We start from the raw sequence: 20,764 nt of genomic DNA, 5'->3' as shown, positions 1-20,764 counted from the left end.
CCAAGAGTGAACGACATGAATCGCACTGAACGAGTTGCCGCCCTGCATCGCCTGTTGACCGAGCGCATCGTGCTGCTCGATGGCGGCATGGGTACCATGATTCAGGGCTACAAGCTCACCGAAGCGGACTATCGGGGTGAGCAGTTCAAGGACTGGCCGTGCGATCTGAAAGGCAACAGCGACGTCCTGGTGCTGACGCGGCCGGAGATCATCAAGGCCATCCACACGAAGTATCTGGAATCGGGCGCCGATATCGTCGAAACCAATACCTTCACGGCCAACTACTCGTCGCAGGCCGACTATCAGATGGAACATCTGGTGCGTGAGCTCAATCTGGCCGGCGCCAAGGTGGCACGGGCTGCCGCGGACGAGTTCTACGCCAAGACCGGGCAGGTGAAGTTCGTTGCCGGTGCGCTGGGTCCCACCAATCGGACGGCGTCGCTGTCGCCGAACGTCAATGACCCCGCGTTCCGCAACATCGATTTCGATCAGTTGACGGACACGTATCTCATCGGCGCACGTGCGCTGATCGAAGGTGGCGTGGACATCGTGCTGATCGAAACCATCTTCGACACACTGAACGCCAAGGCGGCAATCTTCGCCGCGCGTCAGGCGTTGGACGAAGCCGGTGTGGATCTGCCGATCATCATCTCCGGCACGATTACCGATGCTTCCGGCCGCACGCTGTCCGGCCAGACCACCGAAGCGTTCTGGAATTCCGTGCGGCATGCGCGGCCGCTGGCCGTCGGCCTCAACTGCGCGCTCGGTGCGAAGCAGCTGCGTCCATATATCGAGGAAATGTCGCGCATCGCCGATGTTTACGTCAGCGCATATCCGAACGCGGGCCTGCCGAACGCCTTCGGCGAATACGACGAACATGCGTGCCAGACGGCCGAGCTCGTCAAGGAATTCGCCAGCAGCGGCTTCGTGAACATCGTCGGCGGCTGTTGTGGCACAACGCCCGATCACATTCGTCACATTCGCGAGGCGGTGGAAGGCATCAAGCCACGCAAGCCGCCGGTGCTGGAGAAGCGCTGCCGCCTGTCCGGTCTCGAGCCGTGCAACATCGGCCCTGACAGCCTGTTCGTCAACGTCGGCGAGCGTACCAACGTCACCGGTTCGGCGAAGTTCCGCAAGCTCATCGAAGCGGACGACTACAATGCCGCGCTCGACATCGCCCGCCAACAGGTGGCGAACGGCGCGCAGGTGATCGATATCAACATGGACGAGGGCATGCTGGATTCGGAAGCCGCCATGGTGCGCTTCCTGAACCTGATCGCCTCGGAGCCCGACATTTCGCGCGTGCCCATCATGATCGACTCGTCCAAGTGGACGGTGATCGAGGCCGGGCTGAAGCGCCTGCAGGGCAAGGGCATCGTCAATTCCATCAGCTTGAAGGAAGGCGAGGCGGCGTTCATCGAACACGCCAAGAAGGTGTTTGCGTACGGCGCCGCCGTGGTCGTGATGGCGTTCGACGAAACCGGCCAGGCCGACACCGTCCAGCGCAAGGTCGAGATCTGTCAGCGCTCCTATCGCATCCTCACCGAGCAGGTTGGCTTCCCGCCCGAGGACATCATTTTCGACCCGAACATTTTCGCGGTGGCCACCGGCATCGAGGAGCACAACAACTACTCCGTCGACTTCATCCAGGCGACCGCGGAGATTCGCAAGACGTGCCCGCACGCACACGTCAGTGGCGGCGTGAGCAACGTTTCCTTCTCGTTCCGCGGCAACGACCCGGTGCGCGAAGCCATGCACTCGGTGTTCCTGTATCACGCCATCAAGGCGGGCATGACGATGGGCATCGTCAACGCCGGCCAGCTGGCGATCTACGAGGACATCAATCCCGAGCTGCGCGAGCGTGTCGAGGATGTGATCCTCAATCGCCGCCCGGATGCGACCGAGCGCTTGCTCGAAATCGCCGGACGCTTCAAGGGCGAGGCTGGCGCGAAGAAGGCCGAAGACCTGGCGTGGCGCAGCCTGCCAGTGGAGAAGCGCCTGGAGCACGCGCTGGTGAAAGGTATCGACGAGTTCATCGTCGTGGATACCGAGGAGGCGCGGCAACAGGCTCAGCATCCGTTGCACGTGATCGAAGGTCCGTTGATGGACGGCATGAACGTGGTCGGCGACTTGTTCGGCAGCGGCAAGATGTTCCTGCCGCAGGTAGTGAAGTCGGCGCGCGTCATGAAGAAGGCGGTCGCGCACCTGATTCCGTACATCGAGGAAGAGAAGGCGAAGTCGGGCACGGTCTCCAAGTCCAACGGCAAGATCATTCTCGCCACGGTCAAGGGTGACGTGCACGACATCGGCAAGAACATCGTCGGAGTGGTGCTCCAGTGCAACAACTTCGAGGTCATCGACCTTGGCGTCATGGTGCCCTGTGAGCGCATTCTCGAAACCGCCCGGCGCGAGAACGCGGACATGATTGGCCTGTCGGGTCTCATCACGCCGTCGCTCGACGAGATGGTGCACGTGGCGCGCGAGATGCAGCGGCAAGGTTTCGAGCAGCCGTTGTTGATCGGTGGCGCGACCACGTCGCCCGCACACACCTCGGTGAAGATCGATCCGCAGTACAAAGGTCCGGTGGTGTACGTGAAGGACGCGTCGCGCTCGGTCGGCGTGTGTCAGCAACTGGTCACGGCCGCGCTGCGGCGCGAGTTTGTCGAGAAGACCAAGGCCGAGCACGCGGTCCGTCGTGAGCAACACGCGGGCAAGAAGGTCAAGAGCCCGCAGCTGACCATTGCCCAGGCGCGCGCCAACAAGTTCAACGGTGGCTGGGATTCTTATGTGCCGCCGGTGCCGAAGTTCCTCGGTATTCGCACCTTCGACGATTTCTCGCTCGAGGACCTGACGCGCTACATCGATTGGATGCCGTTCTTCAACGCCTGGGAGTTCCGTGGCACGTTCCCGGACATCCTCACCGACCCGGTGGTGGGCGAGCAGGTCAGCAACCTGTATGCCGACGCTCGTCGCATGATGAAACAGATCATCCGTGAGCGTTGGCTGACGGCGCGCGGCGTCATTGGCCTGTTCCCCGCGAACAGCGTCGATGACGACGATGTCGAGGTGTACGCCGACGAGTCACGCACTCGCGTGCTGACCAGGCTGCATTTCCTGCGCCAGCAAAAGGGCAAGCCAGCGGGCCAGCCGCACAGCGCGCTGGCTGATTTCATCGCACCGAAGTCCTCGGGCAGGCCCGACTACATCGGTGCGTTCGCGGTGACCGCGGGCCTGGGCATCGAGCCGCATCTGGAGCGCTTCAAGAAGGCACACGACGACTATTCCAGCATCATGCTCAAGGCGCTCGCCGACCGCTTTGCCGAAGCCTTTGCGGAGCGCATGCACGAGCGCGTGCGCCGCGAGTTCTGGGGCTATGCGCCTGAAGAGCGCTTCACCAACGATCAGCTGATCAAGGAAGAGTATCGCGGCATCCGCCCGGCGCCCGGATATCCGGCCTGTCCGGATCACACCGAGAAAGCGACGCTGTGGCGCCTGCTCGATCCCGCAGCGAATGCGGGCATCAAGATCACCGAGTCGTTCGCGATGTATCCGACCGCGGCGGTCAGCGGCTGGTACTTCTCGCATCCGGGCTCGCACTACTTCGCGCTCGGCAAGATCGATTTCGATCAGGTGCAGAACTACGCCGCACGCAAGAAGATCTCGCTGGAAGAGGCGCAGCGCTGGCTGTCGCCGAATCTGGGTTACGACCCCGATTCGGACGCCGACGCGGCCTGAGCTCGGTGACCGCATTACAATACCGGCCGATAACCTCAAGGCGATCGCAGAGCTAGTTCCATGACAAATGTCTCGAAGGTGTATCCGAGCGCCCAGGCCGCGCTCGAAGGGGTGGTGCGTGATGGAATCACCGTCATGGCCGGCGGGTTTGGCCTGTGCGGCATCCCGGAGAACCTGATCGTCGCGTTGCGCGACTCGGGCGTTAAGAACCTGACGGTGGTTTCCAACAATGCCGGCGTCGACGAGTTCGGACTGGGCAAGCTGCTCAAGACGCGCCAGATCAAGAAAATGATTTCCTCCTACGTCGGCGAGAACAAGGAGTTCGAGCGGCAGTACCTGGCCGGCGAGCTGGAGCTGGAGTTCAATCCGCAGGGCACCTTGGCCGAGCGCATTCGCGCCGGCGGCGCGGGCATTTATGGCTTCTACACGCGCACCGGCGCGGGCACGCTGGTAGCCGAAGGCAAGGAGTCGCGCGTCGTCAACGGCGAGACGTACATTCTGGAAACGGGGCTGACTGCGGATGTGTCGCTGGTCAAAGCGTGGAAGGGCGACACCGAAGGCAATCTCGTGTATCGCAAGACCGCGCGCAATTTCAATCCGATGATGGCGACCGCAGGCCGGGTGACTATCGCCGAGGTCGAGGAACTGGTCGAACCCGGGCAGCTGAATCCGGACTGCATCCACACGCCGGGCATCTTCGTGCAGCGAATCATCAAGGGCGCGGAGTATCTGAAGTCCATCGAGCATCGCACGGTGCGCAAGCGCCCGGCCTGAGTCTCACGCCAATCATCCAACGAATTCATTCAGGTGATTCCCATGCCCTGGACTCGCGATCAAATGGCCGCCCGCGCGGCGCTCGAGCTCAAAGACGGTTTCTATGTGAATCTCGGCATCGGTATTCCGACGCTGGTGGCGAACTACATTCCCGAGGGAATGAAAGTGGTGCTGCAGTCGGAGAACGGCATGCTCGGCATGGGGCCGTTTCCCTATGAAGGCGAAGAGGACCCGGACCTGATCAACGCCGGCAAGCAGACCATCACCGAGCTGCCGATCTCGTCGTATTTTTCCTCGGCGGACAGCTTCGGCATGATTCGCGGCGGCCACATCGACCTGTCCATCCTGGGCGGCATGGAAGTGGCCGCCAATGGCGATCTCGCCAACTGGATGGTGCCGGGCAAGATGGTCAAAGGCATGGGCGGCGCGATGGACCTGGTCGCGGGCGTCAAGCGCGTGGTGGTGGTGATGGAGCACACCTCGAAGGACGGCTCGCCGAAGTTCAAGGAGAAGTGCGATCTGCCGCTGACGGGCGCGAACGTGGTGGACATGCTCATCACGGACCTCGCCGTGTTTGCGCGCCCGGATCGCAAGTCGCCGTTCAAGCTCATCGAGCTCGCGCCGGGCGTGACGGCCGAGGAGGTGAGGGCGAAGACTGGCGCGACGTATCAGTCGTAACAGCGGTTGGCGGTTGGCGGTTAGCGGTTAGTTCAGAAGGGAAGTGCGAATTTGGCGCCCATTGCAAACAACCGCTAACCGCCAACCGCTGCCATCATGCCGTAGGCGTGCGTTCCACCAGCGCCAGCGCGGCGTCGATCGCCGGGATGAGCGCGATCGCATCCATGCGCAGACAGCGATGTTTCAAAGCCTCCAGCTCCGCATGTGTCTGCGAAGTGATGATGTTCTCGCCCACGTCCGCCAGTAACCTGGCGCGCTGCGCTTGCAGATCGGTCGGCGCCAACGGTTCATTCGTCGTGTATGCGGCGAGATCATTCGCATAACGGCGCAGCGCCTGCCATGCGTTCTGCTCGATGCTGACCTCCATCGCGTGGTGGTAGAACTCGAAATAGCTGTGGCTCACGCAGCCCGAGGCCAGCAATGCTTCACCTTCGGCCAGCGCCGCGGCGCGCTGGGCAGGGTCCGATGTGAGCCGGGCCAGGATGCCAAGCAGCGAGGCGCCACAGTAGGACATGCCCATTTCGCGGCTCAGCTGCAGCCCTTCCTCGACCAGGCGCAAGCCTTCGGCGCGATGCTCGGGGCTCGTCAGGCAGCTCGCCAGAATGCCCAGGCATTCGGCATGGAACCGCCGCGCGCCCAATTGTTTGGCCAGTTGCAGCGCCTGGTTGGCCAGCGTGCGGCGCTCGTCGGTCTTGCCCTGGAGGATCAATCCCGAGGTGAGGCAGAGCACCGAGATCAGCTCGCTGCGCAGATCGCCGACGCGGCGTGCGATTTCCAGCGCTTCCTGCAGGCTCGCACGCCCGGCCGCTACTTCACCGCAATAGACCTGCGTAATGCCTAGCATCGGCAAGTTGGCCAGCAGCACGCTGATCAGGCCATGCTGACGCGCTTCCTTCACACACTGCGCAAAGTGCTTGCGCGCGGTGAGCAGGTTGCCGCGCTGATAGTGAGCGTCGCCCAATCCGCCCAGGGCTCGGGCCAGTTCCAGTGGCGTGTTGGCTTGCTGCGCGTACTGATGAGCCTGCTGATGGGCCGCCAGGCACGCGTCGAAACGGCCAAGAGGAAAACAGAGATTGCCGTGCAGCGCGCTCATGCGAGCGCGGGTTTGTGCATCGGCGGATTCGCCTAAAGCGCTCTGCGCGCGCTCCAGTGCATCCACTGCCTCTTCGTACCGGTCCATCACTCGCAGGGCGGAGGCAATACCAAACCACGCGGCGCCATGTCCGGCTTGATCGATCGCGAAGTCCAGCGCTTCTCGATATGCCGACAACGCATCGTGCGTCCGGCCGAGATGCAACAGCAGTTCGCCGAGCAGCACGCTCGTCCTGTGCAGCATCACGGGTTCGCGCGCCACCGAGCTGGCCTTGTTGGCCAGGTTCAGCGCACTTTCGTAACGAAGAGCGGTGCGCTCCGCTTCGGCTGCGTTGATGTAAGCCTCGGCCGCGCGATCGTCATCGGCGGCTGCCAGATGCTCGGCGTGCAGCGATAGATCGCGATCAGCGAACCATTCCGCCGCCGTGCGATGCAGGGCGCGCCGTTGCGATTTCAAGGTGGATTCGTAGATCGCGTCTCTGAAGAGAGCGTGTGCGAATTCCAACTCGACGCCGTCGCTGCGCACCAGCGTGGTGGCGACCAGCTTGTCCGGCTCGTAGCTGTCGTCCTGGATCATTCTGCGCACGATGGCCAGCTCGGTACGCTGGCCCAGCACGGCAGCAGCTTCGAGCGCGAGATGATCCTGCTCGGACAGACTGTCGGCACGGGACAATACCAGCGATCGCACCGATCCAGGCAGCGTGTGCTGTCCGGCGCTGGCGGAGCGCAACAGCTGATCCAGGAACAAGGGATAGCCATCGGCGCGTGTGATGCATTCCTGAATCGTTTCGCTCGACAGCTCGGGATAGTGCGCCGCCAGTTCCTGGGCTTCGTCTTCCGCCAGGGGAGCAAGATCCACCGTCGTCACCGGGCAACCGCGCGCGCGTGCGCGCCAGCTGGCACTGATGGGATCGCCTTCGGGACGCGTGGTCATGATGAACAAGATCTGACAGTTCGCGACCACGGCCGCGATCTCGCCCAGGCGAGCCAGCTCGTCCGTATCCGCCCAGTGCACGTCCTCGACAACCAACATCTGCGGCGAGCGTTGCGCCGCTGTTTCGATGATCTGCGCCAACGCCAGCGTGCGGCCTCGCTGACGCGTGGCCGCTTCCATGGCTTTTTCCAACGCGGCGAGCTCCGGGTCCAGCGGTGCGTTGATCAGGTCGCTGAGGAAGATGATCTGGTCGATGTTTCCTCCGCGCAAAGCGGCCATGCGGTGCACGGCAGCCTTGCGTTCGGCGGCGGGTGCGTCTGCACCGATACCGAGCAGGCTCAATGCCAGCATGGTGATGGGCCGTCGTCCGGGCGACTGACCGAAATCGAAGATCTGCGCCGAATGCACGCCGACGCCGCGCTCAAGGGCGGCGCTACGAACTGCATCGACCAGCCGCGTCTTGCCGATACCCGCTTCGCCACGAACCACGATGGCGCGGCCATGCCGGCTCGACATGCAGCGATCAAGCGACGCAAGGATCATCGCAAGCTCGGGACGCCGGCCCACGAACGGTTGTGTCGTGGCTGCGGCATCAGTGCCAATAGCGTTCAGCGACCACGCATTCACCGGCTCGGAGTGCGCCTGCAAGGCCGCGCCGACGCGCTGAGTGCTGACGCGTTCGCCCAGCGATTGGCGAATGTCCTCGGAGATCAATACCTCGCCGTCCTGCGCCTGTGCCGCCAGCGTGTGCGCCTCATGAGTCGGCCGTCCGCTCAGAGGAAACACTTCGCCGCCACAGAGAACCTGACCCTGCGCAATGCCGATACGCAGTGCCAACGAGCCGGACACCGGCCAGGGTTTCGCGGCGGCCAGATCACGCAACATCAGCGCGGCGCGCGCGGCTCGCTCGGCTTCATTGCCGTAGGAGTGCGGAATGCCGAAGACGGCGAGCACGTTGGAACCCACGCGTCGATCCGCGATGCCGCCGAATTCCTGGACGGCGTTTTGCACGCGGCTTTGAAATTCGTTGGAGAGCAGGTGCACTTCCTCGGGATCGAGTCGCGCCTCCGTTTCCAATAACCCTTCGAGCCGGGCCACGAAGATGGTCGCATCGCGCAGGCTGGGGCGAAGTTCCTGGCGCGGCGCCGGGGCGGGCGATGTTTCTTCCTGGTCTGCGACCGGAGAATCGCCGTCGCTGGAGGGGACTACCGCAGCCCGGCGTTTGCGCATCAGCTCTCGATACAACTGCTCGGTGGCCACTTCGGGCGCAACGTCCAACTCGCGGCGTAGCACGTCGCGGCACACGCGATATTGGCGCAAGGCTTCCGCATAAGAATTGCGCCTGGCTTGCAGCTCCATGATGCGACGGTGCGCGGCTTCATTCAGCGGCTCCAGGGACACGAGCCGGATGCAAGCGGTCAGCGCGCCATCGTTGTCTTCAGCGGCCATGCACAGATCTGTGAGCCGCTGCAGGGCATCGCTCACTTGTTTGCGCAATGAGCTGCGCTCGCTGCTCAACCATTCATCGAACGCGGTCGAGCGTGCGTCGAAGCCATCCAGCAGATCGCCGCGATAATGATTGATCGCTTCCTGCAACGAGGTGCGGGTGCCCAACTGCAGCGAGCGCCTGAACGTTTCAATATCGCTGTTCAACAACTCGGCATCGACACCCACCGATTCGGTATCGGCAAGCAACGCGGCCTGGGCGCCGCGCGGCAATGATTTTCTGAGCGCGGCCAGAGCCTGGCGCAGGCTGGTGCGCGCCAGTTCCTCGTCCGCGTCTTCCCACAAGAGATTGGCCAGCCGGTCCCGGCTGTGAGATTCCCCCGGGCGCAGGGCCAGATAGGCGAGCAGGGCCCGGCCCTTGCGCGAGGCGATGCGCACCTCGCCGCCGGTAGCGTCGCGGACGTGAAAGGCGCCCAAAACTTGAAGTGTCAATGCACTCACGGCAGGTCCGCAGTTGATGATCGGGCCGCAATGGACGGAGTCCGTGCGGCTCTCGCTGTGCCAGGCCCGCCATTTTCACGCATTTTTCACGCCTGTCGAGACTTTCAACTCACGAGCGCTGCGTACAAAGACGCAGCAGGAGCGGTTGCACCCTTTTTTTGAGCCCCGTAAGGAGGAAGAAATGTCACTTCGCGATTCGCGCGGCTGCCTGGTTTCGACCCGCAGCGCCACATCCCTGAGTCAGTTCGAACAGGCGTTGGAACTGTCCGTCAGCTATCGCCTCGACCCTTTGGCCACCATCCAGGCCGCGTTACAGGCCGATCCCGACTTCGCGATGGGGCATTGTTTGCGCGCCGGGTTGATGATCATGGCGACCGACCGGATGACGGAGCCACTGCTGAACGAGAGTATCGAGGCCATAGAATCGTTGGGTCGGCGGGCTAACGATCGTGAGCGGGCGCACGCCGCGGCGGCCCGCAGCTGGCTGCATGGCGATTTCGCCGGTTCAATCCGCCGCTATGGCGAGATCCTGCTCGATTACCCGCGCGACCTGCTGGCCCTGCAGGTGGCGCACGTGGGGGATTTCTACCTCGGCGCCAGCACCATGCTACGGGATCGCGTTGCGCAAGTGTTGCCTGAATGGGACACGAGCGCGCCCGGTTACAACTATGTGCTCGGAATGTATGCGTTCGGCCTGGAGGAGACCGGGTTGTATTCACGCGCCGAGGACGTCGGCCGCCGCGCATTGGAGATCAATCCGGTGGATGCCTGGGGCGTGCACGCCGTCACCCACGTGATGGAGATGCAGGGCCGCATTCGAGAGGGCATCGATTTCCTCACCTCGCGGGAACACGACTGGGCCGACAACAATGGCCTGGCCTTCCACAACTGGTGGCACCTGGCGCTGTTTCATCTGGACGCCGGCAACGTCGCTCAGGTGCTGGACCTGTTCGACCGCCGCATCCGGCCGACGCCCTCGCAGGTGCCGCTGGAAATGATCGACGGCTCGGCGATGTTGTGGCGCCTGCACCTGCGTGGCATCGACGTGGGCGATCGCTGGCAGACCCTGGCGGCCTGCTGGGAGCCGTTCGCGGACCATGCGTACTACGCATTCAACGACGCACATGCGGTGATGGCCTTCATCGGTGCGAACCGTCTGGACCTGGCGAAGCGTGTGATCGCGAGCATGGAGCAGAAGCTCGATGCCTTGGACACCAACGCCATGATGACGCGCGACGTGGGGCTGCCCATGGCGCAAGCCTTGATGTCATTTGCCAGGGGCGACTATGCCGACGTGGTGCAGCGGCTGCTGCCGATCCGCACCATCGCGAACCGCTTCGGTGGCAGCAATGCGCAGCGCGATCTGATTCATCTGACGCTGGTCGAGTCGGCGCTGCGCGCCAATCAAGTGCGCCTGGCGCGGGCGCTGGTCGCCGAACGCACTCAGTTGAAGCCTTCGAGCCCGGCCAACTGGCAGCTGATGGCGCGTGTGATGGAGCTCGGCGGCGATTCCAGCGCGGCTGCTCGTGCCATGGAGAGCGCGGAAACACGTCGCAAGGCGCAGTTCATGCCGCAACGGACCATGGCGCTGTCGGGGTGAGAGGGATCGGTCCATGAGCCGCCGGTCCATCGGCAGTCGATGGGCGGTCCTGTTAATTGGATCGTCCGTCGACACGTTTGCCTGCCGATCCCGGCGTCCGTGCTCGAGTCGCAGCAGTTCCCCCCTGCGGCGGCTCGAGCAGGGCGCCACCTTGCCCATCGTTCCGTGATCAGGGCTGATGCGGCCGGGCCAGATACTCCTGTGACTGCATTTCGATCAGGCGGCTTTGCGTGCGCTCGAACTCGAAGGTGAGCTTGGCGCCGTGGTACAGCTCGGTCACCGGCCGCTCGGCGGAGATGATCAGCTTGACGGCGCGATCGTAGAACTCATCCACCATCGAGATGAAACGGCGCGTCTGGTTCTCCGATTCCACGCCGAGCGCCGGCACGTCGCTGAGAAATACGGTGTGATAGCAACGCGCGATCTCGATGTAGTCGGCCTGGCCGCGGGGTCCGTCGCACAGTTCCTTGAACGTGAACCAGATGACATCGCCGGCGTGTCGCTTCGCGTGCAGCTTGCGATGGTTCAACGTCAGCGTCGCGTCCGCCGCGCCGGGTTCGCCGGCCATGGCCTCGAATAGACCGATCAGCGCCGCCGTCGTACCTGGATCGCGCGCAGCGAACCAGGTCGTCGCTCGCTCCAGCAGACGCAGACGGTAGTCCGTATTGCTGTCGACGTGCACGACCCGGGTGTGTTCTTTGAGCAGCTTGATGGCCGGCAGGAAGCGGGCGCGCTGCAAACCGTCCTTGTAGAGATCGTCCGGTGCGACGTTGGACGTCGCAACCAACGTCACGCCGCGATCGAACAAGCCACGGAACAAATTGCCCAGCAGCATCGCGTCGGCGATATCGGCAACGAAAAATTCGTCGAAACAGATGATACGGGTCTTGCGCGCGATCTTCTCGGCCACCAGCTCCAGCGGATCGGCCCGGTCGCGATGTTTCTTCAGCTCATCGTGCACCGACTGCATGAAGCGATGGAAGTGGCTGCGCTGGCGCTCCTTGAAAGGCAGGCTTTGATAGAACAGATCCATCAGCCAGGTCTTGCCGCGGCCCACGCCACCCCACAGGTACAGCCCTTTTTCCAGCCGATGTTCCTTGCGCGCCAGCAGGCCCTTGAGCAGCCCGACCTTGGGTTGCGGCGCCAGCAGCCGCTCGCGCAGCTCGTCCAGGTGGGCAACGACGCGCTCCTGCACGGGATCACGCTGATACCCGAGGCGGGTGCATTCGCGTTCGTAAAGGGCGGTGACGGTGGTAGCGGGCGTAGCGTTGTCGGGCACTGCGGGGCTTTTGGAAGATCGTGTCGGCGCCAATGGTAACCGAAGAGCCGGAAAGCTCGGGGGCTCGGCGCGTCATGACCGGGGCACAGGTCGAGCGCAGGGCGAAGCCGGGTCCACCCTACAGCCAGCTGTTCATTGCCGGCTGTGCACGATCAAGCCGCCGTGCGGCGTGAGAGTCGCCCGGTCACCCTGCCACCAAACGTGCGGATAGCGCGCGAAATAGGCGGCGGTGAAGCGCTCGGCCTCGGTGTCGCCCCAGAATCCGACCGGTACGGAAGGGAAGGGCCGCGTGCACACCAGTTCGCCTTGCTGCCCGATCAGCGGCCGGCCGGCTGCATCGAATACTTCGACTTTCAGGCCGAGGCCCAGCGCCTGGATCTCGCCCTCGTACACCGGCAGCAACGGACACGCCGCGCCGAAGCAGCCCATGATGTCGGGGGCGGCGGCGAGCGACGAGAGTTGCACGTCGGGATGCACATCCCGATAAACATATCGATAGCTCGCCGGACTGAGCGGCCCGCCGGCTGAAAGGACGGTGCGCAATGCACTCAGATCGAATGTTTCGCGCGGCCGCAGGCCAAGCTGCTCGCAGGTGGCGAGGAATTGCGGGTTGGTGCCGAATAGGGTGATGCGTTCCTCGGCAGCCATCCGCCACAGAATGGTCGGATCAGGTTGCAGCGGGGCGCCATCGAACAACACGATGGTGGCCCCGGTCGCGAGCCCGCTGACGAGCGCGTTCCACATTACCGAGTCGCACGCGGTGAAATAGAAACATCGGTCCTCGGCCCCCATGTCGGTGTGCAGGATGTTCTCTTTCAACTGCTGGATCAGCGCGCCGCCCGCGCTGTGCACGATGCACTTCGGAGCATCCGTGCCGTCGGACGAGTACAGAATGAACGCCGGTTGCTCGAATGGCAGCTGAGCGAACGCTAGTGTCTGGCCGGTGCGCCCGAAAGAGTCGAACAGCACGCCGTCCGGAACCCGTTCCGCCGTCACGCCGGCATTCAGATATGGAACGAGTACCACGCGCTCGATGCTGGGAACCTCTTCGCACAACTCTGCTATGGAGGGGAGGCAATCGATGCTCTTGCCGGCGTATCGATGGCCATCGGCTGCGAACAACACGCGCGGCGTAATCTGAACGAAACGATCGACCACGGCGCTTGCGTCGCAGTCCGGCGAGCAGGACGACCAGATCGCGCCGATGCTCGTGGTCGCGAGCATTGCAATGACGGCCTCTGGAATGTTCGGCAGGTAACCCGCGACGCGATCACCGGCTTTGACGCCGGCTTGCTTCAGCCCATCGGCGATGCGCGCAACTTCCGATCGCAACTGCTGCCGCGTGAGCTCTCGTCGTTCACCGCTTTCGTTGCGAAAGATGAGGGCGAGGGTGTCGTGGCCATTGTGAAGCAGGTTCTCGGCGTAATTGAGCTGTGCGCCGACAAACCATTGGGCGCCTGGAAGGTGAGTGGCGTCTGCAATGATTTGCTGCGAGCCGCGCGAGCAGCGCACTTCGCAGAAGTCCCAGACCGCGCTCCAGAAGTGCTCTGGAAACTCGACCGACCATTTGTGCAGCGACGGGTAGTCGTGCACCGGTGCCTTGAAGCGCTCCTGCACGTAGTGCGAGAAGCGGGCGAGCGCGCAGTGGCGCGCTCGCTCGGCAGAAGGGGTCCAGAGGGGCTGTGCGGCGGGCTCCATGATCACGCGCCCGCCGCATATCGGTCAGAGGTTCTGGTAGTTCGGCCCGGAGCCGCCTTCCGGTGTCGTCCAGGTGATGATCTCGTATGGGTCTTTGATGTCGCAGGCCTTGCAGTGAACGCAATTGGCCGCGTTGATCTGCAGCCGCCGGCCACCCTGGCCGTCATCCACCATCTCGTACACGCCGGCCGGACAGAAGTTCTGACAGGGGTTGCCATATTCCTTCGTGCAGCGGTTCACGCAGATCGACGTGTCTAGCACCTTGAGGTGCACCGGTTGCGCTTCGTCATGGACGTTGCCCGCAAAGAACACTGACGCCAGCCGGTCGCGCGGCGGCAGCGAGCGATCGCCCCAGCCGCGATCCGGTGACACGTAGTCGTCCAGCTTCTCCAGCGCCGACCAATCGGCGGTATTGCGCAGGGTCCACGGCGTCTTGCCCTTCAGCAGCGCTTCAATACCGGCATTGAACATCGCAAAGTACAGCCCGCGCTTGAACGCCGGCTTGAAGTTGCGCACCGAATGCAATTCCCGGTGCCCGTCGGAGTTCCGCCAGCGCGCATCGAAACCGGCGCTCTTGCCCTGTTCCGCCAGGTGCTCCGCCGCCAGCGCGCCCGAACGGATTGCCTGGTGAATGCCCTTGATCTTGAACACGTTCAGCGTGCCGCCGGCATCGCCGATCAGCATGGCGCCCGGCATGTCGAGGCGCGGCAGCGACTGATACCCGCCGGCCGCGATGGTGCGCGCACCAGCCGCAAGAATCTCGCCGCCTTCCAGCAGCGGCTTGATGCGCGGATGATGCTTGAACTGCTGGAATGCTTCGAACGGCTTCAAGCGCGGGTCTTTGTAGTTCAGGCCGACGACGTAGCCGACGTACACGCGATCGTTGTCCAGGTGGTACAGGAAACTGCCGCCGTAGGTGGCGGGATCGAGCGGCCAGCCGAACGCGTGCTCGATGCGTCCCGGCTTCACGCGGCCGGGCGGCAGCTGCCACAGCTCCTTGAAGCCCAACCCGAACGTCGGCGGATCGATGCCGTCGCGCAGGTTGTACCTGGCGATGAGCTGCTTGGAGATCGAGCCGCGCGAGCCTTCGGCGAGTATCGTCGTGCCGGCGTGGATTTCCACGCCCGGCGTGTAGTTCGGGCCCGGCTCGCCGTTCTTCTCCAGGCCCATGTCGCCGATGCGCACGCCCTTGAGGGCGCCGTTCTCGTCGAACACCGCTTCGGCGGCCGCGAAGCCCGGAAAGATATCGATGCCCAAGCCTTCGGCCTGAGTCGCCATCCACGGCGTGAGCTGGCCGAGCGAGATGATGAAGTTGCCATGATTGTTCATGGGCGACAGATTCACCGCCCAGTTCGGCAGCTTGAACGAACCGGTGCGCGTCATCAGCCGCACGTCGTCTTCGGCCGCCGGCACTTTCATACCGGTGTATTCGCTGCGCCAATTCGGCAGCAGCTGTTCCAGCGGGCCGGGCTCGAGCACCGCGCCCGAAAGCGAATGCGCGCCGACCGCGGAGCCTTTTTCCAGCACGCAGATATTCAGGTCGGGCTTGAGCTGTTTGAGCCGGATCGCACACGCCAGGCCCGCTGGGCCGGCGCCGACGATCACGACGTCATACTCCATCACTTCACGTTCGGTCATGGCTGGATCTCTTCGGCTGTGTCCGCTCGCGTCGGTCGGTTTTTTCCAGGAGCAATGGCGTTATTTCGGCGCCATGCGAATCGCGCCGTCGAGGCGGATGACCTCGCCGTTCAACATCGTGTTCTCGCAGATGTGCGCGACCAGCGCTGCATATTCCTCCGGGCGGCCCAGGCGCGGCGGGAATGGCACTTGCCGTCCCAGCGAGTCCTGCGCTTCCTGCGGCAGCGAGGCCATCATCGGCGTTTTGAAAATGCCCGGAGCAATGGTCATCACGCGGATGCCCGCGGTCGAGAGGTCTCGCGCCATCGGCAGCGTCATGCCCGCAACGGCAGCCTTGGAAGCGGAGTAGGCGACCTGGCCGATCTGGCCGTCGAATGCCGCGACCGAGGCGGTCATGATGATCGCGCCGCGCTCGCCTTCCTCGTTCGGCGTGTTGCTGCCCATCGCGGCTGCAGCGGACTTCGCGACCAGCAGCGTGCCGACCAGGTTGATCTCGACCACCTTGCGGAAGAAGTCGCCCGGCATGGGGCCTTCCTTGTTGACGATGCGACGGGGCCAGGCCACGCCGGCGCAATTGACGGCGAGATTCAGCCCGCCCATGTCGGCTTTGGCCTTGGCGATGGCGGCGTCGACACCGGCTTCGTTGGTGACATCGACGGTTTGAAAGAAAGCGGCGTTGCCGAGCGCCTGCGCCGCGGCCTGGCCAGCGGCTTCGTTCACATCGAGCAACGTGACTTTGGCACCCGCGCCGACCAGGCGCTGGGCCACTGCATGACCGAGACCGGAGGCACCGCCAGTGATGACGGCCCGCACTTCATTCAACTTCATGACTACCCCTTATCATACAGAAGTGACTAGTGACTAGTGACTTGTGAATGGTCAGAAGGGGCTCTGGCATGCCTTGGCGACGCGCACCGCGCTGGAAACCCGCTGGGTTGCTGCGGCCACGGTCGACCCCGTGCCATGAAGGAGCCTCTTCTGACTACTCATTAGTCACTATTCATTAGTCACTTCTTTCCTACAGTCGCTGGCCGCCGTCCACTTCGACGACGCGGCCGGAAAAATAGTCGTTCTCGGCGATGAAAACGGCGGCGTGCGCCATTTCGGCCGGTTCCGCCATGCGTCGCAACGGTACCGCGCTGATGGCGCGCTCGATCATCTCGGGTTTCATCGCGTCGAGAATTTCCGTGCGCGTGAATCCCGGAGCGATTGCGCCAGTGCGAATGCCATAGCGCGCGAGCTCCTTGGCCCACACCACAGTCATCGCCGCTACGCCGGCCTTGGTGGCGGAGTAGTTCGACTGGCCCATATTACCGGCTCGCGAAATGCTCGAAGTGCTGATGATGACGCCGCCATTGCCCAGGGCGATCATGCGTGTCGCGGCTTCGCGCGCGCCGAGAAAGACGCCGGTGAGATTGACATCGATGACGGCGCGCCACTGGTCCATGGACATCTTGTTGATGACCTTGCCGTCCTGCACCTTCACCAGCAGCGCATCCTTGGTGATGCCGGCATTGTTGATCATCACATCGAGCCGGCCGAAGTCGCCGACGACCTGGTCGAGCGTGCGCTCGACTTCCTGCTCGTTCGTGACACTGCAAATGTAGGTGCCGGCGCGCACGCCTTCGGCTTCGCACAGCGCTTTGGTCGCAGCGAGGTCCTCGGCCTTGAGGTCGATCAGCGCGAGATTGGCGCGCTTCTTCGCGAAGGCCAGCGCCATGGCCCGGCCGATGCCGCGGCCGCTGCCGGTGATGGCGACGAGCTTTCCGTCCAACTGCATGTGCACTCCTGAAGATGTGCGAAACCCAGGCCCACGAACCCAGGCCCAAAGGTGTGGGCTCAAAGGCGTGCGATACTACCCGTAATTTTGCGATGCAAGAAGAGGGCGAGTGCGATGTTTTCCGGCCTCGCGGCGCAGTTCTGCCAGCCGGTCCTTGACCGCCGCTGTCAGTGCGCTTCGGGGAATTAGTACGGGTCTAGGTCCAATGGCACTTAGTTAGCGCCCTGCAGTGGTTGGCGGTTAGCGGTTGGGGCAGAACGGAGGCCAGGATTTAGCTCATTTCTGGCTAACCGCTAACCGCTATCCGCGAACCGCTGCGACCAAGACGGTTAACTAAGCACCATTGGGTCTAGGTCTGCGGCACCCAGGACGACTTGCGCCGTTCCAGGAACGCCGACAGTCCTTCCTTGCCCTCGGGGGTGACCCGCAAGCGCGCCAGCAGACGCGCGGTCTCCTCGGCGAGCACATCGCGGTCGTGGAAGTGAGCGACGCGCCGGACCAGCTGTTTTGCCGCACGCAGCGCCTGTGGCCCTCCGCGCAGCAAGTGATCCACTTGCTCGTTGATGAGCTGATCGAGTTGCTCTGCCGACGCGGTGAAGTGCAGTAGTCCCAGCGTCTGCGCTTCGGCTGCGGTGAACGGCGCCGCCGTGAGAAACAAACGTCGCGCCTGGCGGCTGCCAATGGCTTCGACGACGTATGGAGAAATCGCCGCCGGGACGATGCCGAGGCGCACCTCGGTGAGCGCGAACTTGGCCGACTCCACGCCGATGGCGATGTCCGCGCAGGCCACGACGCCGACGCCGCCGCCGAACGCATTGCCGTTCACGCGAGCGATGAGAGGCAGCTCGAGCTCATCGAGCTTGCGCAGCAGTCGGGCCAGCACGAGAGCGTCGGCGACGTTCTCCTGCTCGCTGAAATTCAACATCGAGCGCATGTGCCCGATGTCGCCGCCGGCGCAGAAGCTGGCGCCGGCGCCAGTGAGCACGACCACGCGCGCATTCGGATCGCTGTTGATTTTGGTCAACGCGTCGGTCAGCTCGCCCATCATCACGCCGTCGAGCGCGTTGTGTTTCTCGGGGCGATTGAGGCTGAGCGTGACGACGCCGCGGGAATCGATGCTGGTAGTAACGGTCGACATGATGTTGGCTCTCGTGCCGGCAATGGCGCGACGTTAATACGTTACCAATGGTGATCCATGCAATGTATGACTACATGCGTGATGGCTGGGCGTGATGGCAGGGCGCGTGCGACGGCTTCAAGCCGTCGCCTCGAAAATCTCGCGCCCGATGAGCATGCGACGGATCTCGCTGGTGCCGGCGCCAATCTCGTACAGCTTGGCGTCGCGCAGCAGCCGGCCCGTGGGATAGTCGTTGATGTAGCCATTGCCGCCGAGCGATTGAATGGCTTCCAGCGCCATCCAGGTCGCCTTCTCGGAGGCCTGCAGAATGCAGCCCGCCGCATCGAAGCGCGTGACCCGGCCGCGATCGCAGGCCGCTGCCACCGAGTAAACGTAGGCGCGGCAGGCGTTCATGGTGGTGTACATATCGGCGATCTTGCCCTGCATGAGCTGGAACGTGCCGATGGCGCGACCGAACTGGCGTCGCTCGTGGACATACGGAATCACGATATCCATGCAGGCGCGCATGATGCCGAGCGGGCCGCCCGCGAGCACCACGCGCTCGTAATCCAGGCCGCTCATCAGGACCTGCGCGCCCTTGCCTTCCTGGTGCAGGACGTTTTCGGCCGGGACTTCGCAATCCTGGAACACCAGCTCGCAAGTGTCCGAGCCGCGCATGCCGAGCTTGTCGAGCTTCTGCGCGCTGGAGAAACCTTTCATGCCGCGTTCGATGATGAACGCGGTCAGGCCACGGGCGCCCAGCTCGGGGTCGAGCGTCGCGTAGACGACCAGGGTGTCGGCGGTGGGACCGTTGGTGATCCACATCTTGTTGCCGTTGAGCACGTACTTGTCGCCTTTCTTCACGGCCCGGGTGCTCATGCCGACCACGTCGGAGCCGGCGCCGGGCTCGCTCATGGCCAGTGCGCCCAGGTGCTCACCGGAAATCAGGCGGGGGAGGTAGCGCTCCTTCTGCGCCGGAGTGCCCCAGCGGCGGAGCTGGTTCACGCACAGGTTGGAGTGTGCGCCGTATGACAGGCCAAGGGACGCCGAAGCGCGGCTGATCTCCTCCATGGCGATCACGTGGGCCAGATAACCGAGGCCGCTGCCGCCGTATTCGTCCTCGACGGTGATGCCCAGCAGACCCAGCTCGCCCAGCTCGGGCCACAGCTGGCGGGGGAATTTGTTCTCCCGATCCATGCTTTCGGCCAGCGGGGCGATGCGTTCGCTCGCAAACTTCGCTACCGTGGCGCGCAATGCGTCCAGATCTTCACCCAAACCGAAATCGAAGTCTTCCACGCCGCCCCCCTTCAGGTATGTTGCCGGGCCGCCGGCAACCCGTGGGATGGCGCCAGTGGACCAATTGCCCTATTGTCCGACAGTCCGTCTTTTAGTCAATAACCCTCACGCTCGTTGGTCATCATGGTCATGAGAAAAAAGACGATAGCATCCCGGTCGCGCCGTGCAGGCGCAGTTGCCGAGGCCGTTGCTGAATCCGCCGACACCGCGTCATTGTTCGACCCGGTGGAGCGTTCGCCGGCCTACACCAAGGTATCTTCAGCCATCGAACATAAGATCCTGTCGCGCGCGCTGCGCGATGGCGATGTATTGCCGGCCGAGCTGGAGCTGGCACAACAATTTCGCGTACATCGATCGACGGTGCGCGAGGCGCTGCGTCAGCTGGAGAGCGCCGGGCTGGTGGCTCGCCCGCCCGGAGCGAAGCGCATGATCGTCAGCCGCCCGCAGGCATCGAAAGTCGCCTCGGGCATGCGCCAAGCGCTGGTGCTGCACGAAGTGTCCTTCGTGGATGTCTGGGAAGCGATGATGGTGATCGAGCCGGAAGTCGCGGCGCTGGCCGCGATGCGCCGCACTCAAGCCGACCTGGCCGCGCTCACGCAGACGAGCGAGGCGTTTCGTGATTCCCCGGAAGGCGATCCGGATGCGGTGAACATCGTCGGCGCCTTCTTCGAGCAGCTCGGCGCCGCCGCACGCAACAAAGTGCTGGTGCTGGCGAAGCAATCACTCGCCCAGGTGCTGGCGCCTTCGCTGGCCCGAATGATCGACACCGTCCCGCAAGCGCGCGCGCGCATCACCGACGCTCAACGGCGCATCATCATTGCCGTACGAGACAAGAATGCGGAAGAGGCGAGAAAGTGGATGTCGAAGCACGTTCGCGACTTCAAGCGCGGCTATGAAGTCGCAGGCATTTCGCCGGATACGCCGGTTTCGGTGTAGGCGTAGGGGGTGCGCCGATAGCAGGGCGCTCACGGTCGAGCGCATCGAGAACAAATGACAGCAGCTTCGGGCAAAGAGTACTGACGAAGGCTATTTCAAGTCTTCAGATGCCGCTTTCTCAGCGACGACGTGGAAGGCATCGGCGTCGCTGGGCCACGGCGCCTCGTGTGGATGCACGTGCAGGCATGTAGTTCGCGAGCTCGCAAGGACTCCCGATCCACCGAAATCTGCGCGCGCCTTGACGTGGATCAATGAAGCCA

At 63.6% G+C, this 20,764-nt stretch carries 13 protein-coding genes; 5 read left to right on the top strand and 8 right to left on the bottom strand.

All coding sequences use genetic code 11. The features are described from left to right. The first annotated feature begins 15 nt into the window (after positions 1 to 15). From metH to VGE08_RS14820, 3 genes are read left to right on the top strand one after another with little or no spacing between them, the layout of a single operon-like run. Positions 16 to 3,735: a methionine synthase gene (metH, locus tag VGE08_RS14830; RefSeq protein ID WP_331068684.1), complete on the top strand. Its 3,720-nt coding sequence runs from the start codon at positions 16 to 18 to the stop codon at positions 3,733 to 3,735. 60 nt (positions 3,736 to 3,795) lie between these two features. Continuing rightward, complete coding sequence (locus VGE08_RS14825; protein ID WP_331068683.1) at positions 3,796 to 4,509, top strand: CoA transferase subunit A; 714 nt, start codon at positions 3,796 to 3,798, stop codon at positions 4,507 to 4,509. Between the two features lie 42 nt (positions 4,510 to 4,551). Then, complete coding sequence (locus tag VGE08_RS14820; RefSeq protein ID WP_331068682.1) at positions 4,552 to 5,187, top strand: 3-oxoacid CoA-transferase subunit B; 636 nt, start codon at positions 4,552 to 4,554, stop codon at positions 5,185 to 5,187. A 94-nt stretch (positions 5,188 to 5,281) separates the two neighbouring features. Here the strand turns inward: VGE08_RS14820 and VGE08_RS14815 are convergent, their stop codons facing one another. Beyond that, the gene (locus VGE08_RS14815) at positions 5,282 to 9,151 is read right to left on the bottom strand and encodes a BTAD domain-containing putative transcriptional regulator (protein WP_331068681.1); all 3,870 of its coding nucleotides are present in this window, start codon (positions 9,149 to 9,151) and stop codon (positions 5,282 to 5,284) included. 190 nt (positions 9,152 to 9,341) lie between these two features. On the opposite strand from VGE08_RS14815, the gene VGE08_RS14810 reads away from it, so the two are divergent. Continuing rightward, entirely contained in the window at positions 9,342 to 10,760 is a 1,419-nt protein-coding gene (locus VGE08_RS14810) for a tetratricopeptide repeat protein (protein WP_331068680.1), read from the top strand. Positions 10,761 to 10,929: 169 nt separating this feature from the next. On the opposite strand, the gene zapE is transcribed toward VGE08_RS14810, so the two are convergent. From zapE to VGE08_RS14775, 7 genes are all read right to left on the bottom strand, one after another. Then, entirely contained in the window at positions 10,930 to 12,039 is a 1,110-nt protein-coding gene (zapE, locus tag VGE08_RS14805) for a cell division protein ZapE (protein WP_331068679.1), read from the bottom strand. A gap of 132 nt (positions 12,040 to 12,171) precedes the next feature. Continuing rightward, positions 12,172 to 13,737, bottom strand: coding sequence for an acetoacetate--CoA ligase (locus VGE08_RS14800; protein ID WP_331068678.1), 1,566 nt, complete (start codon positions 13,735 to 13,737; stop codon positions 12,172 to 12,174). A gap of 24 nt (positions 13,738 to 13,761) precedes the next feature. Next, on the bottom strand, positions 13,762 to 15,375 hold the full coding sequence (locus tag VGE08_RS14795; protein ID WP_331068677.1) for an electron transfer flavoprotein-ubiquinone oxidoreductase: 1,614 nt from the start codon (positions 15,373 to 15,375) through the stop codon (positions 13,762 to 13,764). Between the two features lie 60 nt (positions 15,376 to 15,435). After that, a complete protein-coding gene (locus tag VGE08_RS14790) occupies positions 15,436 to 16,203 on the bottom strand; it encodes an SDR family NAD(P)-dependent oxidoreductase (protein ID WP_331068676.1) in 768 nt (255 codons plus the stop codon). 190 nt (positions 16,204 to 16,393) lie between these two features. Next, positions 16,394 to 17,155, bottom strand: coding sequence for an SDR family oxidoreductase (locus VGE08_RS14785; protein WP_331068675.1), 762 nt, complete (start codon positions 17,153 to 17,155; stop codon positions 16,394 to 16,396). 349 nt (positions 17,156 to 17,504) lie between these two features. Continuing rightward, positions 17,505 to 18,293, bottom strand: a complete 789-nt coding sequence (locus VGE08_RS14780) for an enoyl-CoA hydratase-related protein (RefSeq protein ID WP_331068674.1) — start codon at positions 18,291 to 18,293, stop codon at positions 17,505 to 17,507. 117 nt (positions 18,294 to 18,410) lie between these two features. Then, positions 18,411 to 19,568 (bottom strand): isovaleryl-CoA dehydrogenase, encoded by a 1,158-nt coding sequence (locus VGE08_RS14775; RefSeq protein ID WP_331068673.1) that lies wholly within the window; start codon positions 19,566 to 19,568, stop codon positions 18,411 to 18,413. 129 nt (positions 19,569 to 19,697) lie between these two features. On the opposite strand from VGE08_RS14775, the gene VGE08_RS14770 reads away from it, so the two are divergent. Then, the gene (locus VGE08_RS14770) at positions 19,698 to 20,504 is read left to right on the top strand and encodes a FadR/GntR family transcriptional regulator (protein WP_331068672.1); all 807 of its coding nucleotides are present in this window, start codon (positions 19,698 to 19,700) and stop codon (positions 20,502 to 20,504) included. The last annotated feature ends 260 nt before the right edge of the window (positions 20,505 to 20,764 follow it).

The sequence above is a fragment of the Steroidobacter sp. genome (genome assembly GCF_036406195.1).
Lineage (GTDB): Bacteria > Pseudomonadota > Gammaproteobacteria > Steroidobacterales > Steroidobacteraceae > Steroidobacter.
Note: the sequence above shows the minus strand (reverse complement) of the source record. Positions and strands in the feature narration are given on the sequence as shown.

Coding starts and splice junctions, on each gene's coding strand:
- metH (WP_331068684.1), top strand. CDS start 16: ATGAATCGCACTGAACGAGTTGCCGCCCTGCATCGCCTGTTGACCGAG.
- VGE08_RS14825 (WP_331068683.1), top strand. CDS start 3,796: ATGACAAATGTCTCGAAGGTGTATCCGAGCGCCCAGGCCGCGCTCGAA.
- VGE08_RS14820 (WP_331068682.1), top strand. CDS start 4,552: ATGCCCTGGACTCGCGATCAAATGGCCGCCCGCGCGGCGCTCGAGCTC.
- VGE08_RS14810 (WP_331068680.1), top strand. CDS start 9,342: ATGTCACTTCGCGATTCGCGCGGCTGCCTGGTTTCGACCCGCAGCGCC.
- VGE08_RS14800 (WP_331068678.1), bottom strand. CDS start 13,737: ATGGAGCCCGCCGCACAGCCCCTCTGGACCCCTTCTGCCGAGCGAGCG.
- VGE08_RS14795 (WP_331068677.1), bottom strand. CDS start 15,375: ATGACCGAACGTGAAGTGATGGAGTATGACGTCGTGATCGTCGGCGCC.
- VGE08_RS14790 (WP_331068676.1), bottom strand. CDS start 16,203: ATGAAGTTGAATGAAGTGCGGGCCGTCATCACTGGCGGTGCCTCCGGT.
- VGE08_RS14785 (WP_331068675.1), bottom strand. CDS start 17,155: ATGCAGTTGGACGGAAAGCTCGTCGCCATCACCGGCAGCGGCCGCGGC.
- VGE08_RS14780 (WP_331068674.1), bottom strand. CDS start 18,293: ATGTCGACCGTTACTACCAGCATCGATTCCCGCGGCGTCGTCACGCTC.
- VGE08_RS14770 (WP_331068672.1), top strand. CDS start 19,698: ATGAGAAAAAAGACGATAGCATCCCGGTCGCGCCGTGCAGGCGCAGTT.